This window comes from Halorubrum sp. LN27, from assembly GCF_016635065.1.
Taxonomy (GTDB): Archaea; Halobacteriota; Halobacteria; order Halobacteriales; family Haloferacaceae; genus Halorubrum; species Halorubrum salipaludis.
Genome location: NZ_JAEPET010000001.1, coordinates 990,368 through 1,012,405 on the forward strand (window position 1 = coordinate 990,368; position 22,038 = coordinate 1,012,405).

General features: G+C 71.1%; 23 protein-coding genes. 10 read left to right on the forward strand and 13 right to left on the reverse strand.

The window, feature by feature from the left end; all coding sequences use genetic code 11:
* The first annotated feature begins 98 nt into the window (after window positions 1–98).
* Genes trpD through trpG form a run of 4 tightly spaced genes read left to right on the forward strand, consistent with a single transcriptional unit; the run spans window position 99 to window position 4,088 of the window.
* Window positions 99–1,145, forward strand: a complete 1,047-nt coding sequence (gene trpD / locus JIN95_RS04865) for an anthranilate phosphoribosyltransferase (protein WP_095637783.1) — start codon at window positions 99–101, stop codon at window positions 1,143–1,145.
* Window positions 1,145–1,789: a phosphoribosylanthranilate isomerase gene (locus JIN95_RS04870; protein ID WP_095637784.1), complete on the forward strand. Its 645-nt coding sequence runs from the start codon at window positions 1,145–1,147 to the stop codon at window positions 1,787–1,789. Before trpD ends, JIN95_RS04870 begins: the two co-directional genes overlap by 1 nt.
* Window positions 1,786–3,492, forward strand: a complete 1,707-nt coding sequence (gene trpE / locus JIN95_RS04875; RefSeq protein WP_200530673.1) for an anthranilate synthase component I — start codon at window positions 1,786–1,788, stop codon at window positions 3,490–3,492. The genes JIN95_RS04870 and trpE overlap by 4 nt, the downstream gene beginning before the upstream one ends.
* Entirely contained in the window at window positions 3,489–4,088 is a 600-nt protein-coding gene (gene trpG / locus JIN95_RS04880) for an anthranilate synthase component II (protein ID WP_200530674.1), read from the forward strand. Before trpE ends, trpG begins: the two co-directional genes overlap by 4 nt.
* Window positions 4,089–4,116: 28 nt before the next feature.
* On the opposite strand, the gene JIN95_RS04885 is transcribed toward trpG, so the two are convergent.
* The 5 genes from JIN95_RS04885 to JIN95_RS04905 form a co-directional block, all read right to left on the reverse strand.
* Entirely contained in the window at window positions 4,117–4,830 is a 714-nt protein-coding gene (locus JIN95_RS04885) for a molybdenum cofactor biosynthesis protein B (protein WP_200530675.1), read from the reverse strand.
* 73 nt (window positions 4,831–4,903) lie between these two features.
* The gene (locus JIN95_RS04890; RefSeq protein ID WP_200530676.1) at window positions 4,904–5,320 is read right to left on the reverse strand and encodes a hypothetical protein; all 417 of its coding nucleotides are present in this window, start codon (window positions 5,318–5,320) and stop codon (window positions 4,904–4,906) included.
* A gap of 50 nt (window positions 5,321–5,370) precedes the next feature.
* Complete coding sequence (locus tag JIN95_RS04895) at window positions 5,371–5,586, reverse strand: hypothetical protein (protein WP_234699161.1); 216 nt, start codon at window positions 5,584–5,586, stop codon at window positions 5,371–5,373.
* 121 nt (window positions 5,587–5,707) lie between these two features.
* Window positions 5,708–7,963 (reverse strand): PAS domain-containing protein, encoded by a 2,256-nt coding sequence (locus tag JIN95_RS04900; RefSeq protein ID WP_200530677.1) that lies wholly within the window; start codon window positions 7,961–7,963, stop codon window positions 5,708–5,710.
* Window positions 7,964–8,062: 99 nt separating this feature from the next.
* Complete coding sequence (locus tag JIN95_RS04905) at window positions 8,063–9,301, reverse strand: FAD-dependent oxidoreductase (RefSeq protein WP_200530678.1); 1,239 nt, start codon at window positions 9,299–9,301, stop codon at window positions 8,063–8,065.
* A gap of 246 nt (window positions 9,302–9,547) precedes the next feature.
* Between JIN95_RS04905 and JIN95_RS04910 the strand changes: the two genes are divergently transcribed.
* The 4 genes from JIN95_RS04910 (at window position 9,548) to JIN95_RS04925 (ending at window position 13,344) form a co-directional block, all read left to right on the forward strand.
* Window positions 9,548–10,846 (forward strand): PQQ-binding-like beta-propeller repeat protein, encoded by a 1,299-nt coding sequence (locus JIN95_RS04910; protein WP_200530679.1) that lies wholly within the window; start codon window positions 9,548–9,550, stop codon window positions 10,844–10,846.
* 108 nt (window positions 10,847–10,954) lie between these two features.
* Entirely contained in the window at window positions 10,955–11,551 is a 597-nt protein-coding gene (locus JIN95_RS04915; protein ID WP_095637791.1) for a DUF6149 family protein, read from the forward strand.
* A gap of 63 nt (window positions 11,552–11,614) precedes the next feature.
* The gene (locus JIN95_RS04920; RefSeq protein ID WP_200530680.1) at window positions 11,615–12,655 is read left to right on the forward strand and encodes an AI-2E family transporter; all 1,041 of its coding nucleotides are present in this window, start codon (window positions 11,615–11,617) and stop codon (window positions 12,653–12,655) included.
* A gap of 155 nt (window positions 12,656–12,810) precedes the next feature.
* Window positions 12,811–13,344, forward strand: a complete 534-nt coding sequence (locus tag JIN95_RS04925; RefSeq protein WP_095637793.1) for a TspO/MBR family protein — start codon at window positions 12,811–12,813, stop codon at window positions 13,342–13,344.
* Window positions 13,345–13,351: 7 nt separating this feature from the next.
* Here the strand turns inward: JIN95_RS04925 and JIN95_RS04930 are convergent, their stop codons facing one another.
* Window positions 13,352–13,996 (reverse strand): GNAT family N-acetyltransferase, encoded by a 645-nt coding sequence (locus JIN95_RS04930; protein ID WP_200530681.1) that lies wholly within the window; start codon window positions 13,994–13,996, stop codon window positions 13,352–13,354.
* A gap of 83 nt (window positions 13,997–14,079) precedes the next feature.
* Here JIN95_RS04930 and JIN95_RS04935 point away from each other — a divergent pair, with 83 nt between their 5' ends.
* Window positions 14,080–14,655, forward strand: a complete 576-nt coding sequence (locus tag JIN95_RS04935) for a class I SAM-dependent methyltransferase (protein ID WP_200530682.1) — start codon at window positions 14,080–14,082, stop codon at window positions 14,653–14,655.
* A 172-nt stretch (window positions 14,656–14,827) separates the two neighbouring features.
* The gene (locus tag JIN95_RS04940) at window positions 14,828–15,835 is read left to right on the forward strand and encodes a rhodanese-like domain-containing protein (RefSeq protein WP_200530683.1); all 1,008 of its coding nucleotides are present in this window, start codon (window positions 14,828–14,830) and stop codon (window positions 15,833–15,835) included.
* Window positions 15,836–16,428: 593 nt separating this feature from the next.
* Here JIN95_RS04940 and JIN95_RS04945 read toward each other — a convergent pair.
* The 7 genes from JIN95_RS04945 to JIN95_RS04975 form a co-directional block, all read right to left on the reverse strand.
* A complete protein-coding gene (locus JIN95_RS04945; RefSeq protein ID WP_200530684.1) occupies window positions 16,429–16,986 on the reverse strand; it encodes a sugar O-acetyltransferase in 558 nt (185 codons plus the stop codon).
* Between the two features lie 61 nt (window positions 16,987–17,047).
* A complete protein-coding gene (locus tag JIN95_RS04950) occupies window positions 17,048–17,446 on the reverse strand; it encodes a hypothetical protein (RefSeq protein WP_095637798.1) in 399 nt (132 codons plus the stop codon).
* Window positions 17,447–17,511: 65 nt separating this feature from the next.
* The gene (locus tag JIN95_RS04955; RefSeq protein WP_200530685.1) at window positions 17,512–18,675 is read right to left on the reverse strand and encodes a hypothetical protein; all 1,164 of its coding nucleotides are present in this window, start codon (window positions 18,673–18,675) and stop codon (window positions 17,512–17,514) included.
* Window positions 18,676–19,059, reverse strand: coding sequence for a phosphoribosyl-AMP cyclohydrolase (gene hisI / locus JIN95_RS04960; RefSeq protein ID WP_095637800.1), 384 nt, complete (start codon window positions 19,057–19,059; stop codon window positions 18,676–18,678). It lies immediately after the preceding gene.
* 46 nt (window positions 19,060–19,105) lie between these two features.
* A complete protein-coding gene (locus tag JIN95_RS04965) occupies window positions 19,106–19,564 on the reverse strand; it encodes a GNAT family N-acetyltransferase (RefSeq protein ID WP_095637801.1) in 459 nt (152 codons plus the stop codon).
* Between the two features lies 1 nt (window position 19,565).
* Window positions 19,566–20,897, reverse strand: coding sequence for a DUF92 domain-containing protein (locus JIN95_RS04970; RefSeq protein WP_200530686.1), 1,332 nt, complete (start codon window positions 20,895–20,897; stop codon window positions 19,566–19,568).
* Window positions 20,898–21,248: 351 nt separating this feature from the next.
* Complete coding sequence (locus JIN95_RS04975) at window positions 21,249–22,028, reverse strand: HAD-IIA family hydrolase (RefSeq protein WP_200530687.1); 780 nt, start codon at window positions 22,026–22,028, stop codon at window positions 21,249–21,251.
* Window positions 22,029–22,038: the final 10 nt, after the last annotated feature.

The window sequence follows — 22,038 nt, forward strand, 5'->3', positions numbered from 1 at the left end:
TTCCGCGTCGCGTGCCACCGGTTCGCAGTCCGGCGACAGCGTTATACCGATGTACATACTTGTACATCACAACGCGAAACACTACATCGGTGTACACAATGAATATCAACGACACGGTCGAGCACGTGACGGACGGGGCGGACCTGACGGTCGACGAGGCGCGCGAGGCCGCGCGGCTCGTCTTCGAGGAGGCGACCGAGGCGCAGATCGGGGCGCTGCTCGCCGCGCTCCGGGCGAAGGGGGAGACGGAGGCGGAGATCGCGGGGTTCGCGCAGGGGATGCGCGACGCCGCGCGCACGATCGACCCCGACCGCGAGCCGCTCGTCGACACCTGCGGCACCGGCGGCGACGACTACGACACGATCAACGTCTCGACGACGGCCGCGATCGTCGCGGCGGGCGCGGGCGTCCCCATCGCCAAGCACGGCAACTACTCGGTGTCCTCCTCCTCGGGGAGCGCCGACGTGCTGGAGGTCGCGGGCGCCGACGTGGAGGCCGAGCCGCCGGCGGTCGAGGAGGCGATCGAGCGAGACGGGATCGGCTTCATGCTCGCGCCCGTCTTCCACCCAGCGATGAAGGCCGTCATCGGCCCGCGCAAGGAGCTCGGGATGCGGACGATCTTCAACGTGCTCGGTCCCCTGACGAACCCCGCCGGCGCCGACGCGCAGGTGCTCGGCGTGTACGACCCGGAGCTGGTCCCCACGATCGCGCGGTCGCTCGCGCACATGCCCGTCGAGCGGGCCCTCGTCGTCCACGGCGCGGGGATGGACGAGATCGGGATTCACGACGAGACGGTCGCCGCCGAGGTCGACGGCGACGAGGTGCGGGAGTTCACGATCGCGCCCGAGGACCTGGGCCTCGACCGCGCCCCGATCGAGGACGTCGCGGGCGGGACGCCCGAGGAGAACGCGGCCGACCTGCGGGGGATCGTCGACGGCTCCGTGACGGGCCCCAAACGAGACCTCATCCTCGCGAACGCCGGGGCGGCGATCTACGTCGCCGGCGAGGCCGACTCGCTCGAAGCGGGCGTCGAGCGCGCGGCCGAGGCGATCGACTCCGGCGCGGCGGCGGCGAAGTTCGCCGCGCTGTGCGGGGAAGGGGAGGCGGTAACCTCGACGACCCCCGCCCCGGAGGACGACGACTGATGGCCCGGGTGAAGATCTGCGGGCTGACCGACGGCGCCGACCTGCGGGCCGCGGTCGACGCCGGCGCCGATGCGGTGGGCGTCATCTCCGAGGTGCCGGTGGACTCGCCCCGCGAGGTGGACCCGGCGACGGCGGCGGAGCTGCTCGCCGACGTGCCGCCGTTCGTCACCGCGACGCTCGTCACGATGCCCGAGTCGGCCGAGCGCGCGGTCGAGCTCCTGCGAATGGTCACGCCGGACGCCGTCCAGCTCCACGGCGAGTGGACGCCGGACGAGATCCGGTACATCCGCGCGGAGACGGAGCGGAAGGTGCTGCTCGCGGTCGACGCCGACGACCCGGGGCGCGCCGAGGAGTTCGACCGGGTCGCCGACGCGCTCGTGATCGACTCGACCGACGAGTCCGGCGCGGGCGGGACCGGCGAGACTCACGACTGGGGGCGGGCCGGCGACCTCGCCGACCGGCTCACCTCGCCGGTGGTCCTCGCCGGCGGACTCACGGCCGACACCGTCGCCGAGGCGGTCCGCGTCGCCGACCCGTTCGCGGTCGACGTGGCATCCGGCGTCGAGCTGTCGGACGGGCGGAAAGACCACAACGCGGTGGCCCGCTTCGTGGCGAACGCGGGCCGGGAGATGGAGCTGGCATGAGCGACCGCGACGCCGCCGGCGACGAGCGGGAGGAGGGCCCCGCCCTCGACCGCTCGAAGGCCGAGTTCGTCGACCTCGCGGCCGACGCCGAGAGGCCGGTCGTCGTCCGCGCGTCCGCCTCGCTCGACGCCGACGTGACTCCCCTCGCGGCGTACGCGACGCTGGTCGGCGAGGGCCCGTACGGGTTCCTCTTGGAGTCCGGTGAGAAGGTCGCCTCCAGCGACCCCGACGGGGCGTTCACCGCCGACGGCGACGCCGACAAACACGCGCGCTACTCGTTCGTCGGCTACGACCCCGAGGCGATCGTCTCGGTCCACCCGGACCGGACCGACGTGACCGAGCTGGGGCCGGCGGCGGCGTTCCTCGACGATCCTGACGGCGGCCTCGATCCCGACGCCGGCGACGCGATCGACCGGATCCGGGCCGCCTTCCCGGACGTGAGCCTGCGCGGCTTCCCGGACACCGACCGACAGATCCTCTCGGGCGGGTTCGTCGGCTTCCTCGCGTACGAGGCCGTCTACGACCTCTGGCTGGAGGAGGTCGGCGTCGACCGCCCCGAGACCGAGTTCCCGGACGCCGAGTTCGCGCTGACGACCCGCACGGTCGTCTTCGACGACAAGGAGGGGACCGTCGAGCTCGTCTTCACCCCGGTCGTCGGCGTCGACGACGACCCCGGGGCGGTCTACGACGACCTCGTCGACGAGGCGGAGCGGGTGAGCGCCGAGCTCCGGAGCGCCGCGCCGCCGGAGCCCGACGGGATCCGCGTGGACGACGAGTCCGCCGACCCACGCGAGGCGTACGAGGAGGCAGTCCGGACCGCCAAGCGTCACGTCCTCGACGGCGACATCTACCAGGGCGTGATCTCGCGGAGCCGCGAGCTCCGCGGCGAGGTCGACTCGCTCGGGCTGTACGCCGCCCTGCGCGAGGTGAACCCCTCGCCGTACATGTACGTCCTGCGCCACGACGACCGCAGCATCGTCGGCGCGAGCCCGGAGACGCTGGTGTCGGTGCGGGGCGACCGGGTGGTGTCGAACCCGATCGCGGGCACCTGTCCCCGCGGGACGAGCCCGGTCGAGGACCGCCGGCTCGCGGGCGAGATGCTCGCCGATCCGAAGGAGCGCGCCGAGCACACCATGCTCGTCGACCTCGCGCGCAACGACGTGCGGCGCGTCTCGGAGCCCGGCTCCGTGCGCGTCGAGGAGTTCATGAACGTGCTAAAGTACAGCCACGTCCAGCACATCGAGTCGACCGTCACCGGGACGCTTTCGGGCGACGCCGACGCCTTCGACGCGACGCGCGCGACGTTCCCCGCGGGCACGCTCACGGGCGCGCCGAAGGTGCGCGCGATGGAGATCATCGAGGACTTAGAGACGACGCCGCGGGAGGCGTACGGCGGCGGCGTCGGCTACTACGCGTGGACCGGCGACGCCGACTTCGCCATCGTGATCCGGACCGCGACGCTCGACGAGTCGCCGCCGGGCGCGAGCGATCCGGACGAGACCGCGGTCACCGTCCGGGCCGGCGCCGGGCTCGTCGCCGACTCCGACCCGGCCGCCGAGTACGAGGAGACCGAACAGAAGATGGACGGCGTGTTGACCGCGATCGACCGGATCCGGGAGGGCGGCGAGCGCGGCGAGGCGGGCGGCGAGGAGGGAGCGGCCGCCGACGACCCCCTCCCCGCCGGCACGGAGGTCGACGAATGAGGGTCGTCGTCGTCGACAACTTCGACTCGTTCACGTACAACCTCGTCGAGTACGTCTCCGATCAGCCGCTCGACGGCGAGGAAGCGCCGATCGACGTGGAGGTGTTCAAGAACACCGCGTCGCTCGCGGCGATCCGGGACGCGGACCCGGACGCGGTCCTGATCAGCCCCGGCCCCGGTCACCCCAAGAACGAGCGCGACGTGGGCGTGACGATGCCGGTGTTGCGCGACCTCGCTCCCGAGGTGCCGACGCTCGGCGTCTGTCTCGGGCTGGAAGCGGCCGTGTACGAGTACGGCGGGACCGTCGGCCACGCGCCGGAGCCGATCCACGGCAAGGCGTTCCCCGTCGAGCACGACGGCGAGGGGGTGTTCGCCGGGCTCGATCAGGGGTTCCGCGCCGGGCGCTACCACTCGCTGGCCGCCACCGAGGTCCCCGATGAGTTCGACGTGACCGCCACCACGGACCACGAGGGCGAGGAGATCGTGATGGGGATCCGCCACCGCGAGCACCCGATCGAGGCGGTGCAGTTCCACCCCGAAAGCGTGCTGACCGCGGCGGGCCACGACGTGATCCGGAACTTCCTCGCGTCGGTTTAAGCGGGTCGCGACCTCCCTCTTGCCGCCGTCACTCGGCGTCGTCCGGCGTCGCGTCGGCGTCGCCCGGATCCGCGTCGGCGTCGTCCGATTCCCCGCCGCCCTCTTCGTCTTCCACGCCCCGCCCCGCGAGCCCCACGAGATGACCGATCTCGGGGAGGATGATCTCGTCGGCGCCGAGCCGGACCGCGTTCTCGGAGCCGGGCAGACAGAAGACGGGGGTGGCGGAGACGACGCCCGCGGTCGCCCGCGAGCCGATCGTGCGCGTCCCGATCTCCTCGTGAGAGAGCCGACGGAACAGCTCGCCGAAGCCGGGGAGCGTCTTGGAGAACAACCCCTTCACGGCCTCGGGAGTCACGTCGTCCGGCGTCACTCCCGTTCCGCCGGTGGTCACGACCGCGTCCGTGTCCTTGCGACGTGCGAGCCGGTCGACGGTCCCCTGCACACTGTCGTACTCGTCGGGGACCAGCTCGCGGACGGCGACCTCGTGGCCCGCCTCCTCGAACGCCGAGACGAGGTACTCGCCGGACGGGTCGTCGTCCAGCGACCGCGAGGACGACACCGTCACGACCCCGATCGCGACGGTGTCGGCGTCGTGGTGGTGGTGATCGTGGCCGTCAGTGTGGCCGTGGTCGTGGGCGTCCTCCTCGCTGTGGCCGTGTGCGTCCTCCTCGCTGTGGCCGTGTGCGTCCTCCTCGCTGTGGCCGTGTGCGTCCTCCTCGCCGTGGTCGTGCGCGTCGCTCATGGCTCCACGTATCCCGTCGACCGTGAAAACACCTCCCCGACGGTCGCCCGGTCCGCGGCCGGCGGACGCTCCCTCAGGGCCAGTCGTCGCGTGAGGCCTCTTCGGCGGCCTCCGCCTCCGGCGAGTCGGTCGCGAGCGTCCAGCCCGCGGCCTCGGCCGCGTTCTCGACCTGGAGGAACTCCCAGCCGGTCGCCTCGGCGACCGCCTCGTCCTCCTCGTCGACGCCGACGAACACGTGTCGCTCGGTGTCGAACTGCTGGGCGATGTTCTCCAAGCTCTCCTCGACGCCGCGCGGCCCCGAGAAGAAATCCTGCCGCACCCGGTGTTTGCGGGTGAAGTTCGTGACGACGTATGTCGGCTTCTCGCTGACGACGCCGACGTACTCGGTCCACTGTCGGGCGTTGTTGAACACGGCGTTGGGGTCCGCCAGGGCCTTCAACGCCTCCAGCTCGAACGCCAGCGTCATGTCGGTAGATCCGCCACTGTCCATGGATCGGTGTTCTCGCGGCGGGCGAAAACAACTTCGCTTCCGGGACCGGCTCAGCGCGCGCGGACCTCGTAGTAGTCGGTGAACTTCACCACGTCGCCGTCGTCCAGATCGTCGGCCTCCGGCGCCGTCTGCGGTCGCCCCGCGAGTTCGCGGACGGTCGCCTGCGCCTCCTCATCGAGCTCGTCGTAGTGACGGACCCGCGTGTCGGACGGGATCAGTCCGGTACGTCGGAGCCGCATACGCCTGTTCGTCTCTCGGAGTGACATACGGTAACATGTAACAGGGCAGATCGTTATAAATCTGCCGCCGAGACGGAACCACTCTCGACGCGGTCTCGTCGCCGCGATCCGCCGAAATCGAGTCGAGCGACCGTGGGCGGCTTCTCCGTCACCCGTCTGCACGCGGAAGGGTGAGCGTAACGACGGTCCCGCGCGGCGCCGCCTCCGCGACCGACGCCTCGCCGCCCGACTGCTGGACGACCCAGTAGACGAGCCAGAGGCCGAGCCCGCTGCCGTGGTACAGGGCGTCGACCGCGGTGCCGTCGACGAGCACGTCGCGGTTCATCCCGGTCAGTCCCGGCCCGTCGTCTTCGATCTCGATCTCGACCGCGTCCGCGCGCACTGCGACTCGTACCGCGACCGCAGGCCGGTCGCGATCGTGGTGGACGATAGCGTTTCTCACCAGCTCCTCGATCGCACGCGAGATCCACGTCGTCGCCGAGGCGACCGCGCTCCCCTCTTCCGGTACCGACGCTTCGACCGTCGCGTCCGGGAACTCGTCGTCGACCGCGGCCGCGATCTGTCCTGCGACTCGGCCGATGTCGACCGGCTCCGTCTCCGCGGGATCGCTCAGCACCTCGGTGATGTGGTGGGCCTTCTCGCTCGTCTCCAAGAGGCCGTCTGCCCGCGAGACGATGTACTCCGCGGCGGCCGCGGACCCGCCGTCCAACGCTTCCGCCTCGCCCGACGCGATCTGGTCCGCCTGTCCGCGGATGACCGTCAACGCGTTCCGGAGGTTGTGCTGGAGAACGCGGTCGACGACGCGGAGCTGTCGCGCCCGATTTTCGCTGTCGGTCACGTCTCGGAGGACGCCGACGACCCCGGCCGGTTCGTCTTCGTCCGGGTTCCGAAGCGGATAGTACCGGACGTCGAGCGTCCGAATGCCGCGGACCGGATGCGCCCGCCGCGTTCGATACTGGACCGGGGTCCCCCGGAGCGCCCGCTCGACCTGACGTTCGACGTCGCCGTCGCTGTCGTCGGGAACGACGTCGGCGAGCCGCAGGTCAGTCACGTCGCCGTCTCCGAGCTCGTGATACTCACGGTACTGCGGGTTCGCGAACAGCAGGCGTCCGTCTCGGTCGACCGCGGCGATGAGGTCAGTCGCTCCGTTGATCGCGCGTTCGTACCGCTCTAACTCTCGTTCGCGCTCTTTGCGGTCCGTGACGTTCCGGCAGATAGCGAACGTCCCATCCAAGTTCCCGTTTGCGTCGTAGTAGGGGTACCGCTGCGTGCTGAACGTCGCCTCGCGACCGCTCCGTTCGAACGAGGGCGACACCTCGTACTCGACCGATTCCTCGGTATCGAGCACGTCCCGTCGTCGCGCGGCGATCTCCGCGGCCGTTTCGGCGTCCATGAACGCGGTCTCGTCGGCGCCGTACAGGTCGTCGCCGGGAACGCCCGCGAACTCGGTGACGGCCTCGTTGAACAGTTCGAACTCGCCGTCCCGGTTCTGGAGGAGGACCGGGTCGTCGAGCTGCTCGACGATGTCGCGGTACTGCTTTAATCGCCCCATCGCCGCCTTCCGATCGGTGATGTCCGTCTGGATGGCGACGAACCGCGACACTTCCCCCTCGTCGTCGACCACCGGGGCGATTGTCTGGTTGGCGTGGTACGGCTCGCCGTCGCGGCGTCGGTCGACGATCTCCTCTTCCCAGACTTCGCCGTTCAGCAGCGTCGACCACAGCGCGTCGAAGTACTCGTCGGGCATTTCGCCGGAGTTGAGGATCGCCGGCGTCTCTCCGATCACCTCGTCGGATTCGTAGCCCGTGTGGTCGGTGAACGCCGGGTTGACGTACTCGATCGTCCCGTCCGTGTCGGTGACGTAGATCGCGTGACCCGCGTTTTCGACGAGGTTTCGGAACGTCTCCAGCTCCGCGCCGCCGACCGCCTCGACCCCGTCGCGGAATACGCCGGTGTAGACGACGTCACCGTCGGTCCCCGCCTCACCGATGTCACCGTCCGCGTCCCGCTCGGCCGGTCCGTCGGCGTCCCGCTCGGCCGGTCCGTCGGCGTCCCGCTCGTGCTTGTGGAACCGCGCAGAGAAGGTCACCACGTGGCCGTCGGCGTGTCGGAGCGGTACGGACACGTTCCCGAGTTCGTCGATCTCGGTGGGGTCTTCCAGCCGGGCGCGGACCGATCGGACGCGCTCGCCGACGTATCCGCCGTCGGCGACGAGCTCCGCGAGCGAGTGGTCCCAGATCTCGTCCGGATCGTACCCGAGAACCGTCTCGGTCGCGGGGTTCGCGTAGACGACGACGCCGTCGCCGTCGATCGAGACGATCGGGTCAGAACACCCTTCGGCGAACGACGCGAAGAACGCGTCGTCGGGAATCCGCGATCGGTCGGGTGGCTGTCCGGAAGGCATCTATCGGACGTAGGACGCGTGCGTGTGAAAAGGTACTGCCCGCGTCGTCGGGTAACCGCGCCTCGCCGTCGTCGGCCGGCGCCGCGTATCGGTCGTTCGTTACTGCTCCGTCGCGGCCGCGAGATCGTCGACGGAGAAGCCGGGCTCCATCAGGAGGTCCTCCTGGCCGGTCACGTCGCGGCCCTCACGCATCAGCTGTTTGAACGCCGACTGCGGCGAGAGGTCGCCGATGAGCACGCCGCCGACGACCTTGCCGTCCTTGAGGGCGACGCGGCGCCACTCGCCCTCGGCCGTGGTCGCCTCGACGGAATCGTCGCCGAGCGTCGGGTGACCGAACGAGAGGAACGGGAAGTCGAAGTGGGTGATCGAGTACGAGGAGACCCACTCGAACTCGTCGCTGCCGTAGTCGAGCATGTTGCGGGCGGCGATCGTCCCCTGTTCCTTGGCGGAGCCCCACGAGCCGTTCTTCGCCCGCTCGCCGAGGATGAGGTCGTTGAACGTGGTGATGTCTCCCGCGGCGTACACGTTGTCCACGTTGGTGCGCATGAACTCGTCGACGACGATGCCGTCGTCGACTTCGAGCGGCGTGTCCTCGATCAGTTCGGTGTTGAAGTTGAGGCCGATGGCGACGCCCGCGAAGTCGCACTCGTAGCGCTCGCCGTTCGGGTCGACCGCGGCCTCGACGTGGCCGTCGTCGTCGACCTCGAAGCGGTCGACGCCGGAGTCGAAGACGGGCTCGACGCCGCGCTCGCGCATCGCCTCGTGCATGATCTCCGCGCCCTCCTCGGAGAGGGCGTAGCGCCACCAGTTGTCGCCGCGCATCAGGTATTTCGCCTCGACGTCCTGCGCGCCGCAGATGGCCGCGAAGTCGATGCCGAGCAGGCCGGCGCCGACGATGACCGCCCGTTCGGCGTCCTCGACGCTCTCCTTGATGTTGCGTGCGTCCTGGAACGTCCAGAAGTGGTGGATCCCCTCGGCGTCGGCGTTGCCGACCGGGAGCTGCTGCGGGGTGCCGCCGACCGCGAGCAGGAGGGAGTCGTACTCGAACGTCTCGCCCTCGTGGGTGTGGACCGCGTCGTTCTCCACGTCGATGTCGACGACGACCGTGTTGAGCCGGAGGTCGACGTCGTGGTCGTCGTACCACGATTCCTGATGGATCGAGATCGGGGCCTCGGGGAGCTTCCCCTTCGCGTACTCCTTGATCAGGATCCGGTTGTAGAGGGACTCACCCTCGTCCGTGAGAACCGTGATCTCGGCGTCGGGGGCTTCCTCGCGGAGCGTCTCGGCCGCGGACGCGCCCGCGATACCGTCACCGATGATCACGTACGAATCGCTCATACGCGGGCGTTCGGATTCATGGTTAATGTGGGTTGTCATCCGCGTCTGGAACCGTGCTAATCTCCCGCAAAGACGGCTCGACGAGGGGATCGACGGCCCCGCGAGCGCGGAAGCGATCGACGACCGAACCGTCGACGCGGCGTCGACGTCGACGAACCGCTCGACTGGCGTCCCGACCCCGCCTAGCGGTCGCCGCTCCCTCGGTCGGCCCCGAAGACATTTACCCCGCCCGGGGAACCCGCGACCATGAACAGGCGAACGGCCCTCTCCGCCCTCGCGGTGGGCGGGTTCGCCGGACTCCCGGGGTGTCTCGGCGACGGTTCCCCCGACGGGACGGACGCGGAACCGGACGCGAACGGATCGGATCCCGAAGGGGACCCGGAAGCCGAGGCGAAGAACGACGAGTCGGAGACGGAGGGCGACGGATCGGAACCCGACTCACACGAACTGAACCGAGAGGTCGACGTCGACGGCGTCGAGGACGGCTCCCGTTCGCAGTTCCAGTGGGGGCCGACCCACGTCGCGCGGCGCGACGAGGCCGGACCGACCGACGACGTCGAGGTGTTCTGGCGCCAGACGGGAGTCTGGGGGGAACACTCGCAGCCGGTCGTCTCCGGCGACCAAGCGTACGTCAGCTTCGACGGCACGCTGCTCCGGCTCGATCTCGCGACGGGCGAGGTGGAGTGGTCGACGGACCTCGGCCACGCCGCGTCGTCGTCTCCGGCGGTCCGCGACGGAACCGCCTACCTCACGGTGTGGAACGGCATGCCGGGAGTCGATCGCGGGCTGGCGGCCGTCGACATCGAGAGCGGCGAAGTGGCGTGGCGGCGACTGACCGACGCCGACGTGACGACCTCGCCGGTCGCGACCGACGACGGAGTGTTCGTGGGAGGCGGCCCCGACAACGGAACGGTCGCGGCGTTCGACCACGACGGGACCGAGCGGTGGCGACACGAACTCGCCGACTACGCCTCGACGCCCGCCATCGCCGACGGGACCGTCGTCTACGGCGCGGGCGACCCGCGCGTCGTCGCCTACGACGCCGCCTCGGGCGAGGAACTGTGGGCGAGGAGAGTCGTCGGCGACGCGACCGCACCCCCGACCGTGGCTGACGGTCGGGTCCTGATCGGTACGCGGGCCGGGAAGCTGTGGGCGCTCGACATCGAGGACGGGGCCGTGGACTGGACCGCCGACCTCCCCGGTCCGGTCCGCCGATCCGTCGCCGTCGCAGACGACCGCGCCGTCGTCCCGACCGAGGACGGACTCGCCGCCGTCGGCGACGACGGCGACCGACTGTGGACCGTCGGCTGGATCGAGTACGCGACCGCACCGGTCATCGGGGGGGACTTCGCGTACCTCGGACACGACCGGGCTGTCCGAGCGATCGCCCTTGACGACGGGACGGAGCAGCGATCGTACCCGACTCGCAGACGCGAGGACGGCGACGTCTTCCACGAGGGCTTCGAGGCGCCGCCGACCCTCGTCGGCGACGTCCTCCTCGCGGCAACCGAGGCCGGCGACGTGTACGCGTTCGGCGAGGCGTGAGTCCGGCGTCGCCCTCGTCCGTCGGAGACGCGAAACGGGCGGCGGTCAGCCGCGTTTCGAACGCGTTCGGCGCCACACATTCAAGGCCGTCCCGGCCCAACCGGGGGCATGAAGATCCGGCAGAACATCCGTCACTGGGCCGCCAAGAAGGCGTTGACGACGCCGGTCGTCGGCGACGTGGCGAACGACAAGCTCGTCGACCTGCACACGAGCATCTTCCTCAACAAGGCCGACGAGGACCGCCGCGAGGAGCGTCGCGCCCACCTCGACAGCTTCTTCGACGCGACGATGGACACCTACGTCGCCGCCTTGGAGGCCGGCTTCCCGGAGGCGGAGGCCCGCGAGATCACCCACGTTCAGGCCAACTTCGACTTCTTCAACCACGGCTGGACCGAGATGATGGAGATCCCCGGCGACGAGCTGGAGCCGCACTACCGGCGCTACGAGTCCTTCTTCGCCGACCACGGGATCACGATCGACGATCCGCTCGGCGAGTTCCGACCGGCCGAGGGGATCGTCGACGCCCCCGAGACGCCCGAGAAGCTGGAGACGGCGGAGTACGAGAACGCGCTGGCCGGCTTCGCGGACGACGTGTACGTCGAGACCGACGACGGGGAGACGGTCGTCGGCGGCGACCTGGAGGAGCCGGAGGAGGTCGATCCGTCCGCCGCGCCCGGGCTCGACGACGACGAGGCGAGCGCCTGACCGGGAGCCGTCGGTCGGTCCAGCCCCGCCCACGTTTATACGTCGGCGGGGTAATTGGCCGACATGAACCGCGGGCAATCGTTTCTCCTCCTCCTCATCGGCTCGGTCGCGCTCCTGACGCTCTTCGTCATCAGCCCGTTCGTCGAGTACGTCATCGCCTCCGCGATCCTCGCGTACGTCCTCTACCCGTTCCACGTGCGGCTCTCGCGGCGGTTCCGCCGGGCGCTCGCCGGGCGATTCCGCGAGTCCCTGTCGCGACGGTTGGGGAACATGTTGTCCGCGCTCCTGCTGATCGTCTCGTCGATCGTCGCCGTCATCCTGCCGCTCGGGTATATCTCGTGGGTGTTCGTCCGCGACCTCACGGAGATCGCGCGGGGGAACACCGACATCGACGTCGCGGCCATCGAGGCGGAGATCGCGGCGCTCACCGGCGAGCAGATCGAGGTCGGCGAGGTCCTCGCGGCCGTCGGACAGCTGCTCGCCAACACGCTGTTCGGCGGGGTCGGCGGGATCGTCACCACCGCGCTCCGCGCGTCGGTCGGGCTCTCGCTGGCGCTGTTTTTAGTCTACTACACCCTGCTCGACGGGCCGGCGTTCGTGCGGTGGCTCCGCCTGACGAGCCCGCTCCCGTCGAACGTCACCGCGGACCTCGTCGACCGCGTCGACGCGATGACCCGCGGGGTCGTGATCGGTCACATCGTCGTGGCGCTGTTACAGGCGCTCGTCGCGGGGATCGGCCTCTGGGCGGCCGGGATCCCGAACGCCGTCTTCTGGACGTTCGTGATGGCGGTGCTGGCGCTGCTGCCGCTGATCGGGGCGTTCTTCGTCTGGGGGCCCGCGGCGGCGTACCTCGTCGCCGTCGATCAGGTGGCCGCGGGGGTGTTCCTCGCGCTGTACGGCGTGTTCGTCATCGCGATGGTGGACAACTACGCGCGCCCGATCGTCATCGACCAGCAGGCCCACCTGAACCCGGCGGTGATCCTGCTCGGCGTGTTCGGCGGGATCTACTCGGTCGGGTTCACCGGGCTGTTCGTCGGCCCGATCGTCATCGGAGTCCTCGCGGCGACGCTGGAGACGTTCCGAGAGGACTACGACGTGATCTAGCCGCGCGGAGCGCTCCGCTCCGGTCGCACGGGGTCCCGTTGCGCTGAACCGGTCGCACGGGGTCCCGTTGCGCTGAACCGGTCGCACGGGGTCCCGTTGCGCTGAACCGGTCGCACGAGGTCGTTTTAACTCGGTCGCGCGCGTATAGTACTCACATGTCCACCTCCGCTGTTCCGCGCCTCCCCGACCGCCGCGGCGCCCTGCTCGTCGTCGCCGCCGCGGTCGCGGTCAACCTGATCGGCGCGCTCGGCGTCCCCTTCACCGCCACCGAGAGCGCGTGGTTCGCCGGGCTCGATCTCCCCGCCTACTACCCGCCGAACTGGGCGTTCGGCGTCGTCTGGCCGATCCTCTACGCGCTCATCGGCGCCGCGGCCGCGCTCGTCTACCTCGGGGGGCGTGAGGGGGACGGTCCCGGCGGCGGGCCCACGAGGGTCGCCCGCGACGCCCGGATCGGGCTCGCGCTGTTCGCCGTCCAGCTCGCCGTCAACGTCGCGTGGTCGCCGGTCTTCTGGGGGCTCGAACGCGCCGACCTCGGGCTCGTCGTCCTCGGGCTCCTGCTCCCGCTCGTCGTCGCGACGATCGCCGCGTTCGACCGGGTCGACCGGCGGGCGGCCCTCCTGCTCGTCCCCTACCTCGCGTGGGTCTGCTTCGCGACCGCCCTCAACTACGGGATCTGGACGCTGAACTGACGGGCCGCTACTCCTCGCCGGTCCCGTCCGCCTCGCCTTCCCCGAGCCGCGCCGCGATGAACTCCCGTTCCACCGGGTCGAGGTCGCGGTCGCCGTCGCGGAAGGCGCGCAGGCCCGCCCGGTACCGGTCGCCGACCGGCTCGCCCTCTTCGCCGGTTTCGGCTCCCGCGGCCGGCTCGGCCGCGGGGCGTTCGAGCTCCAGCTCGGCGATCCCGGTCCGATCGCCGGTGTACGCGAAGCCGCACTTATGCAGCGCCGCGTAGGCGAACGGGTTGTTGACCGCGATCTTCACCCGGTCGTACCCGTCGGCCGCGAGCCGCGCGACGGTCCGGTCGATCAGCCGCGGGCCGAGCCCCTCGCCCCGGCGCGCGACGTGGACGGTGACGTACCGGAGCCGACAGCAGTCCGGATCGGTCCGGTCCGGCGAGAAGGAGACCGCCGCGACCACGTCGTCGTCGAACGCGCTCGCCTCGACGGTCGGCGGGAGGGGCTCGTCCGGCTCCCACTCCGGCACCGCGGGCGAGCCGTCCGGGGTTCGCAACACCGCCTTGCCCGGCGCGCCGACGACGAACTTGCCGGCGTAGGCGAACGCCCGGTAGTCGAGCCGGAGCGTCGCCCCCGAGTCCGGACCGCCGAGGAACGCGTACTCCATGCCGACCGGTACGGCTCGCCGACCTAAATGAACGAGGGGTCGACGCGACCGGTTTTTAAGACCTTCCGCGACCGAGCGCACCCATGCACGGCCTCGGCGACGTTCGCTTCTTCGACCGGATCGCCCCCCTGTACGACCGGGTCATGCCGCCGGCCGACGGCGAGGCGCTGGCCGCGGGCCTCGCCCACGCGACGCGTCCGATCGACCGACTGCTCGACGTGGGCGGCGGATCCGGGCGCGCCGCGGCCGCCCTCGCCGGCCCCGAGATAACCGTCGTCGACGCCTCGGTCGGCATGTTGACCCGCGCCCGAGAGCACCGCGACCGCGCCGCGGTCGCCGGGGACGCGGGACGGCTCCCGTTCCGCGACGGGTCGGTCGACGCGGCGACGGTCGTCGACGCGTTTCACCACCTGCCGGACCAGCGAGCCGCGATCGAAGAGGCGGCGCGCGTGATCGCCCCCGGCGGCGCGCTCGTGGTCCGAGAGTTCGATCCGGCGCACCCCCTCGGCCGGGCCCTCGTCGCGAGCGAGCACGCGGTCGGGATGGCGTCGCGGTTCCGGACGCCGGGCGACCTCGCCGACGCGCTCGCCGACGCGGGGTTCGACCCTCGGATCGTCGACCGCGGGTTCGCCTACACGGTCGTCGGCGTCCGAGAGTAGGTACCCGTTCGCGGGCGTACCGGTCCCGGACGAAACCGACCGCCTGCGGGGCCCTCTCGGATCTCGCAAGTCTGTCCGGTGACGGGGACGCCGACGGACCGGTCGTCGGAGCCGACGGTAACACGGTCCTCGACTGACAGGGTTATCGGGGGCGCCCCGCAAGTCGCGATCGATGGACGACGGATCTACGCGGACATCCAGGCGATCGGTGTTGGCTTCGGCAGGCGCTGCGCTCGCGGCGACGGCCGGCTGTCTCGGGTCGAGCGACGGCGACGGCGAACAGCCGGCGGCGTACACGACCCCCGCGGCCGCCGAGTTCGACGCGGTCGTCGACAGCCAGTGGCTCGAATCGAACCTCGACGACGTGCGCCTGCTCGACGTCCGCGACGAGGAGGCGTTCGGCGAGGGCCGGATCCCCGGCGCGCACCACTTCTCCAACTCGGAGATGTTCGACACGTACGCGGAGGAGACCCCGGACGGCTTCGAGGCCGACCCCGAGGCGATCGCGTGGACGCTCTCGCAGGCCGGGATCGAGGCGGACGACGACGTGGTGGTGTACGGCGCGGAGTCGAACCTCTGGGAGACGTACGCCATCTACACGCTCAACGCGCTCGGTCACGAGGGGCAGGTCAGCCTGCTCGACGGCGGGTTCACGGTCTGGGACGCGGCCGGCGGCGAGACGGTCTCGGAGGCGCCCGAGGCGCAGGAGGCCACCTACGAGGCGGACCTCGACGCCAGCGTGGTGGCGACGCGGGAGTTCGTCGCCGACAACGTCGACGAGGACGGCGCCGCGGTCCCGATCCTCGACATGCGCTCGCCCGCGGAGTACTGGGGCGAAGACGAGCGCGGCGACCTCGACCGGTTCGGCCACGTCACCGGCGCGACGAACCTCAACTTCGTCCAGAGCATCGACGGCGAGGCCGGGCGGCTCCGCTCGCCCGAGGAGTTAGAGACCCTGTGGCTGGACGACGCCGGCCTCTCGGCCGACGACACGGCGGTCGCCTACTGCCAGACCGCGATCCGCGCGTCGGTCGGCTGGTTCGTCCTCGACCAGTTCGGCTTCGACGACGTGCGCAACTACGAGGGGAGCTGGGCCGACTGGGGAACCCTCTCGGAGGACGACGGCTACTACTACACCACCGGCGAGGACACCGGAACGGTCGTCGACACGTTCGCGTGAGGCGGGTCGATCGGCGCCGCTGAGGCGCCCCGCTCTGCCGGAACGAATCGAACCGCGCGGCGAAGGACGCCTCTTGATCGACGGCGGGAGGAGGTATAGCAAATTGCCTGATCGGTTGTTTATAAGTGTGGTTGCGGTGGTGCTGTCGGCTGTTTATACGTGATAGATGTGCTCACGGTGAAGACCTCCAAAGCCCCAGTCGCGGGGGCCGCTTACGCTCGCTGCGCGCCTCGCTCAGTCGCTGTCGCTCCTTCACTGCGGTGCTTAGCGTCGCCTAAGCGCCCCTCGCGACTGCCCCTTTGAGTCCCACCCGACCGCAGACCGCAGCCTCACGCCTCCCCAGCCTCGTCGGCCGGCGCTTATAAGCGCCGGCCGACTCCCTCGCGCGTGCTCCTCGGCCGCAAAGCGGCCTCGGAGGCACACGCCACCGTTCCGTTTCTATAAGTAGTCGTCGACGCCGCTCACGGCTGTTGAAATACCGTCTCGCCACTACCAATCTGCAACACTCACTCCCGCAGTCCATCGGCCCGTTCGGTATTCGGTTCGGGAACACCGAGCCGCTCTCCCTGTTCTGCGGGATTCGGCGTGGAGATCTACTCGATCTCCCGGATCACCCGCGCCGGGTTCCCGCCGACCACGACGCGGTCCGACACGTCCTTCGTGACGACCGCGCCCGAGGCGATCACGGCGCCGTCGCCGACCGTCACGCCCGGGTTGAGCACGGCGCCACCGCCGATCCAGGCGTCGTCGCCGACGGTCACCGGCTCGGCGCGCTCCAGCCCCGTCGCGCGCTCGTCGGGGTCGATCGGGTGCGTCGGCGTGTAGACGTGGACGCCGGGCCCGAGCAGACACCGGTCGCCGAAGGTTATCGGGTTCGTGTCGAGGAACACGCAGCCGTAGTTCGCGAAGAACCCGTCGCCGACGGCGACGTTGTAGCCGTAGTCACACCGGAACGGGGGCTCGACGACGGGGTCGTCGCCGACCGCGTCGAACAGCTCCCGGAGCAGCGCCTCGCGGTGCGCCGACTCCGCCTCGCTCGTCGCGTTGTACCGCCGAGCGAGGTCGCGGGCGCTCTCCCGGTCGGCGACCAGCTCGGGGGCGTTCGGATCGTAGGGCTCCCCGGCGAGCATCCGCTCCGTCTCGGTGGGCATACCCGACCGAGCGTGCCCCGTCGGATAGCCGTTTCCGTCGGGCTCGGCGTCTCCTCCTCACTTAAACCGCCGTCACCCACGCCCGGTAGTCCTCGTCGAGCCCGTACACCTCCCGGAACGCGCGCTCGACGAACCCCGCGACGCGGTTCGCGTCCGAGCGGGCGGTGACGACGGCGTTCGTCCCCTCCGCTTCCTCCGGGCTTACCAGCTCGTCGATCCGGAACTCCGGGAACTCGCCGAGCAGGTCCTTAAGGCGGTCCAGTTCGTCGTCGGTGCAGTCGAGTATCAGCTCCGTGCCAGCGAGCTGGATCCACGGCGGCACCTCCCCGCCCTCCGTGGTGTCGCTGTCAGGGTCGACGTCGACGGTCATCACCTCGCTCGACCGGGCGCGGTGGGCGGCGGCCGCGTCGGCGAACAGCTTCAACCGCTCTCCCTCGGTCGCGGCGTCGAATCTGGTCATGCCCGCACCTCCGCGCCGCCGGTTCTTAAAAAGCCTCACCGCGAGTCCGCCGCTTCTTAAAAGGCCTACTCCCGCTCCGTCTCCGCCAGCACGTCCTCGGCGATCGACAGGGTCCGCTCCGCCTCACGGACGCGGTCGTCGATGCGCTCCTCCGCCAGCAGCGCCAGCTCGGCGTCGTCGAGCGCGTCGCGCACCACGGCCGCGCGGCGGAGCCGGTCGTACGCCTCGCCGCGCGCGAGGTCGCGGACCGACCGGAGCGTCGCCACCGTCTCGTCGTCAGCGACCCGCGAGACGAGGGGGATCAGCTCGTCGATCTCGTAGGCCAGCTCGTCGCCCTCGGCCGGCGGCCAGTCGAGCGTCAGCGGCTCGGCGTCGAGCCGCTCGACGTAGGTGCGGTGGACCGCGACCGCGGTCCGGAGCGCGCCGGGGTCGTCGACGTAGTGCTCCAGCTTCGAGTTCGAGTAGTCCGCGTACTCCAGCAGGGTCGGCAGGGGCTCCTCGCCCGCGTCGTACTCGTCGACGTACTCGCGGAGGTCGGTCGGCGGCACGTCCGCGTCGACGAACGGGGTGCCGTCGGCGCGGTCGAGGAATGAGAACACCTCGCGGGCCGACGCCGATTTATAAAACGTCTCGAACGCCTCGCGGACCGCGTCGTTGTACGACGCGATCGGCTCCCGGAGCCGGGCAACGTCGGCGTCGAGGTCGGCGTCCGCCATGTCCGCGACCTCGCGGAGCTCGTCGAGGCGGGCGTCGAGCGCCTTTTTCGCCTCCCGCGCGGCCTTGCGCGCGGCCCGGTAGTCGTCGAGGGCCTCGTCGCGGTCGGCGAGCAGGTCGACGTACTCGCCGGCCGGCTCCAGCGCCTCGCGGGCGGCCGCGAAGTCGCTCTCCGAGAGCCGGCGCTTGTCGACCGCCTCCTCCGCGTCGGCGAACGCGTCGGCCGCGAGCGCGTCGTCGTCGGCGTCGACCGCGTCCCCGAACTCCCCGCGGAACTGGACGTACGAGCCGAAGTCGCCGGTGCCGACCGCGTCCTCCTCGTACCGGTCGAGCACGCGGTGCGCCCGGCGGTACGCGTCGGCGGCGGCCTCGATCCGGTCCCGGCCGAGGTCGGCGATCCGCCCCTCGATCCGGGCGAGCTCGTCGTAGCGCTCGCGGAGCGTCGCGGCCGCCTCGCCCGCCGCGCGGACGGTGTCGGGGTCGGCCGCGCCGGTCGTCGCCCCCGCGCCGCTCATTCAGTACACCTCGTCCGGGTCGAAGACGCGCTCGCCGACGTGTTCGCCGTCGATCGTCCGGTGGAAACACGAGCGGTGGCCCGTGTGACACGCCCCCACGTTCTGGTCGACGAGGTACAGCAGGGTGTCGGCGTCGCAGTCGACCCGCACCTCCCGGATCTGTTGGGTGTGTCCGGAGGAGCCGCCCTTGTGCCACAGCTCGTCGCGCGACCGCGAGTAGTAGTGCGCCTCGCCGGTCTCGCGGGTGCGTTCGAGGGCCTCCGGCGAGACGTACGCGAGCATCAGCACCTCGCCCGAGTCGGCGTCCTGCGCGACCGCCGGGACGAGCCCGTCGTCGCCGAAGTCGACCTCGATCTCCCCCGCTCCCGCGTCGGCGTCGGTCATGTCTCGCCGGACGCGCGGGGCTCGAATAGGCCTTTTGTCTGTCCCCCTACCCCCGACGCAACACCAGCGCGTCGCCGTCGGCGTACGCGTCGGCCCGCCGGTCGACGACCGCGAACCCCAGCTCCTCGTACAGCGACAGCGCGGCGTCGTTGTCGGGGTGCGCCTGGAGCGTCACGGCGCCACCCGCGTCGGCGATGACGGCCGAGAGCAGCCCGCGAGCCCGTCCCTCCCGGCGGTAGTCGGGATCGACGACGAGCTCGGCGAGGTGGACGCCGGGGCGGTTCGGGGCGTCGACCGGCAGCAGGTAGCCGACCGCCCGGCCGTCGGCGACGCTGACCAGGGCCGACCCGACCGCGAGCCCGTACTCCAGTAAGTCCGGGTTGGGCTGTCGGAGGTGGTCCTGTAGCTCCCGGATCCGGGCGGCGTCGGCCGGGCGGGCAGCGCGGACTCTGGGATCCGAGGCGGGGGGGTTCTCCGCGGTCGGCCGGTCCTCGCCTCCCGTCATCTCACGCGCCCACCCCGAGCGCGACGGCGGCGGCGACCGCGACGGTCGCCCCCGACAGCGTCGCGAGGAAGTTCACCGCCTGATTGCCGATCCGCTCGCCCTCGATCAGCGCGCCGAGGAGGCTGTCGACGGTCATCCCCGCGACCCCCGCGAGGACGACGATCCCGCCGCCGGCGACCGCGTCGCCGACCGGCATCCCGACCGCGGCGAGACCGGCGACGAGGAGCGCGCCCGCGAGCCCGGCGAGTTCGCCCTGCCACGTCACCGCGCCGTCGGTCCCCGGCTCGACGCGTCGCAGGGTGGTCACCAGCCGGGGCCCGTCGAAGAGCCCGCCGATCTCGGAGGAGAGCGTGTCGGCCATCGCGGTCGCGGTCGCGCCCGCGAACGCGAAGCCGAAGAGCGCGCCCGGCACGCCGACGTGAGCGGTCGCCGCGTAGCCCACGACGGCGACGAGCGCGACCGCGGAGTTCGCCAGCACGTTTCCGGTGCCGCGGGCGCCCTCGTTCTCTTGGGCGACGCCGCGGTCCGCCTTCTCGTCGAAGCGGTACTTCGACGCTAACCCGCCGATCGCGTAAAACGAGATGAGCGTGGCGAACCAGCCGACACCGCCGAGGACGACGGCCAGCAGCGCGGACAACACCCCGGTCAGCATGCCGGGAACGGAGGCCGTCCCGAGCGCGAACGAGACGTAGCCGAGCGCGCCGGTCACCGCCAGCCCGAAGGCGACGAGCGGGACGGTGACCGTCGGCTCCACCGCGACGAACCCCCAGACGGCGAACGCGACGAGGATGACCGTGATGTGCGCGTCCCGGTCGAACACGAGCGACCTGACGAGCGCCGCCCCGAGCGCGGCCACGGCCGCGAGGAAGGTGATCTTGGGGAGGCCGTCGACGAGCGCCGACCCGTCGGTCTGGAGCAGCACGCCGACCTGTCCGGCGAGGGCGCCGAGCGTCCCGCCGGCGACGTACCCGGCGACGAGGGAGAACTCGTCGGCGGAGCGCTCGGCGACCACCGCGCGGCCAAGGCGACCGCCGCCGACCGCGAGGGTCGCCGCGGCGAACGCCTCGTACGGGAGCGGCGCGCGGGGGAGGGAGGCGAACAGCGCGAGGCCGGCGGCCGCGAGCGCGAACGCGACGAAGCCGTAGAGGCGCTCCTCCTCGCGGTCGCCGGGCAGGGCGAGCGTCTCGAACCACACGCCGTCGCGGACCCCGAAGAAGGCGAGGCCGGCGACCGCGAGGAACGGCACGGCGGCGGCGTCGCCGAGCGCCGGCGCGAGGACGGCGACGGCAGCCACCGCGGCGAAGACACTCGCCCGTCGAAGCCTCCGTATCACACCGTCGGGTACCCGGGACGCGCACTTAACGGTCCCGACACCGCCCCGTCGCCGTCGCCGGAGTACGCTCTCTCCGTCTGGCGATCACGAGGGTGGCGCCGCCAAGCGCCGGATCGGCGGCTCCGGGTTCAGTAGCGGTACTCGTTGAACTGGACCGCGTGCCCCTCGATCACGCGGACGGCCGCTTCTGGGTCCTCCTCGTCGTCGGCCGTCCGATCCTCGTGTGAGGCAACCTCTCTCATGTCCGTGAGGTAGACGTTGTCGTTGATAAGTGTTGTCCACGTCGTGAAAGTGATCGTCCGACGTATCGGCGTCGAAAGCGGCGCAGAGACGGGATCGCCGATTGGGTCGTCAACCGATGACGCGGTCGATGTCGCCGAGGTCGTCGAGGACATAGTCCGGCGACACCCCCGCGTCCGCGACCGCGGCCTCGTCGGTGACGCCGGACAGCACGAGCGCGGTGGTCATCCCGGCCCGCTCGCCGAGGGCGATGTCGGTGTCGAGGCGGTCGCCGACGACGAGACACTTCTCGGGCGGGTACGGCAGCCGCTCGCGGACCATCTCGATCGCCGTGTCCGAGGGCTTCCCGAGCACCGCGTCGGGCTCGCGCTCGGCGACCCCCGCGATCGCGTTGATCACGGCGCCGGACCCCGGCACGTCGCGCTCGGGGGCCGGGATGACCACGTCGGGATCGGTGCCGATGAAGGGGATGTCGCGCTCTAGCGCCCACAGCGCGGTACAGAGGTCGTCGTAGTGGAACTCGGGGTCGATCGACGCGACGAGCGCGTCCGCAGCGTCGACGTCGTCGGTCGTCGCGAGCCCGGCCGCCTCGAACTGGTCGACCAGCCCCGGGTCGCCGATACACAGCAGCTCGTCGGCCGCGTGGCGCTCGCGCAGGTACCGCGTGGTCACGGTCCCGGCGGTGAACACCCGGTCCGCGTCGACCTCGTAGCCCGCGGCGCCGAGTCGGTCGACGTACGCGGGCGGGGCCTTCGTCGGGTTGTTCGAGACGAACAGCGTCTCGATCCCGGCCTCGCGGAGCCGGCGGTAGCCCGCCGGCGCGTCCGGGATGGGATCGTCGCCTCGCACGACCGTGCCGTCCACGTCGAGGACGGCGCCGCTGAACTCCATGGACCGGATC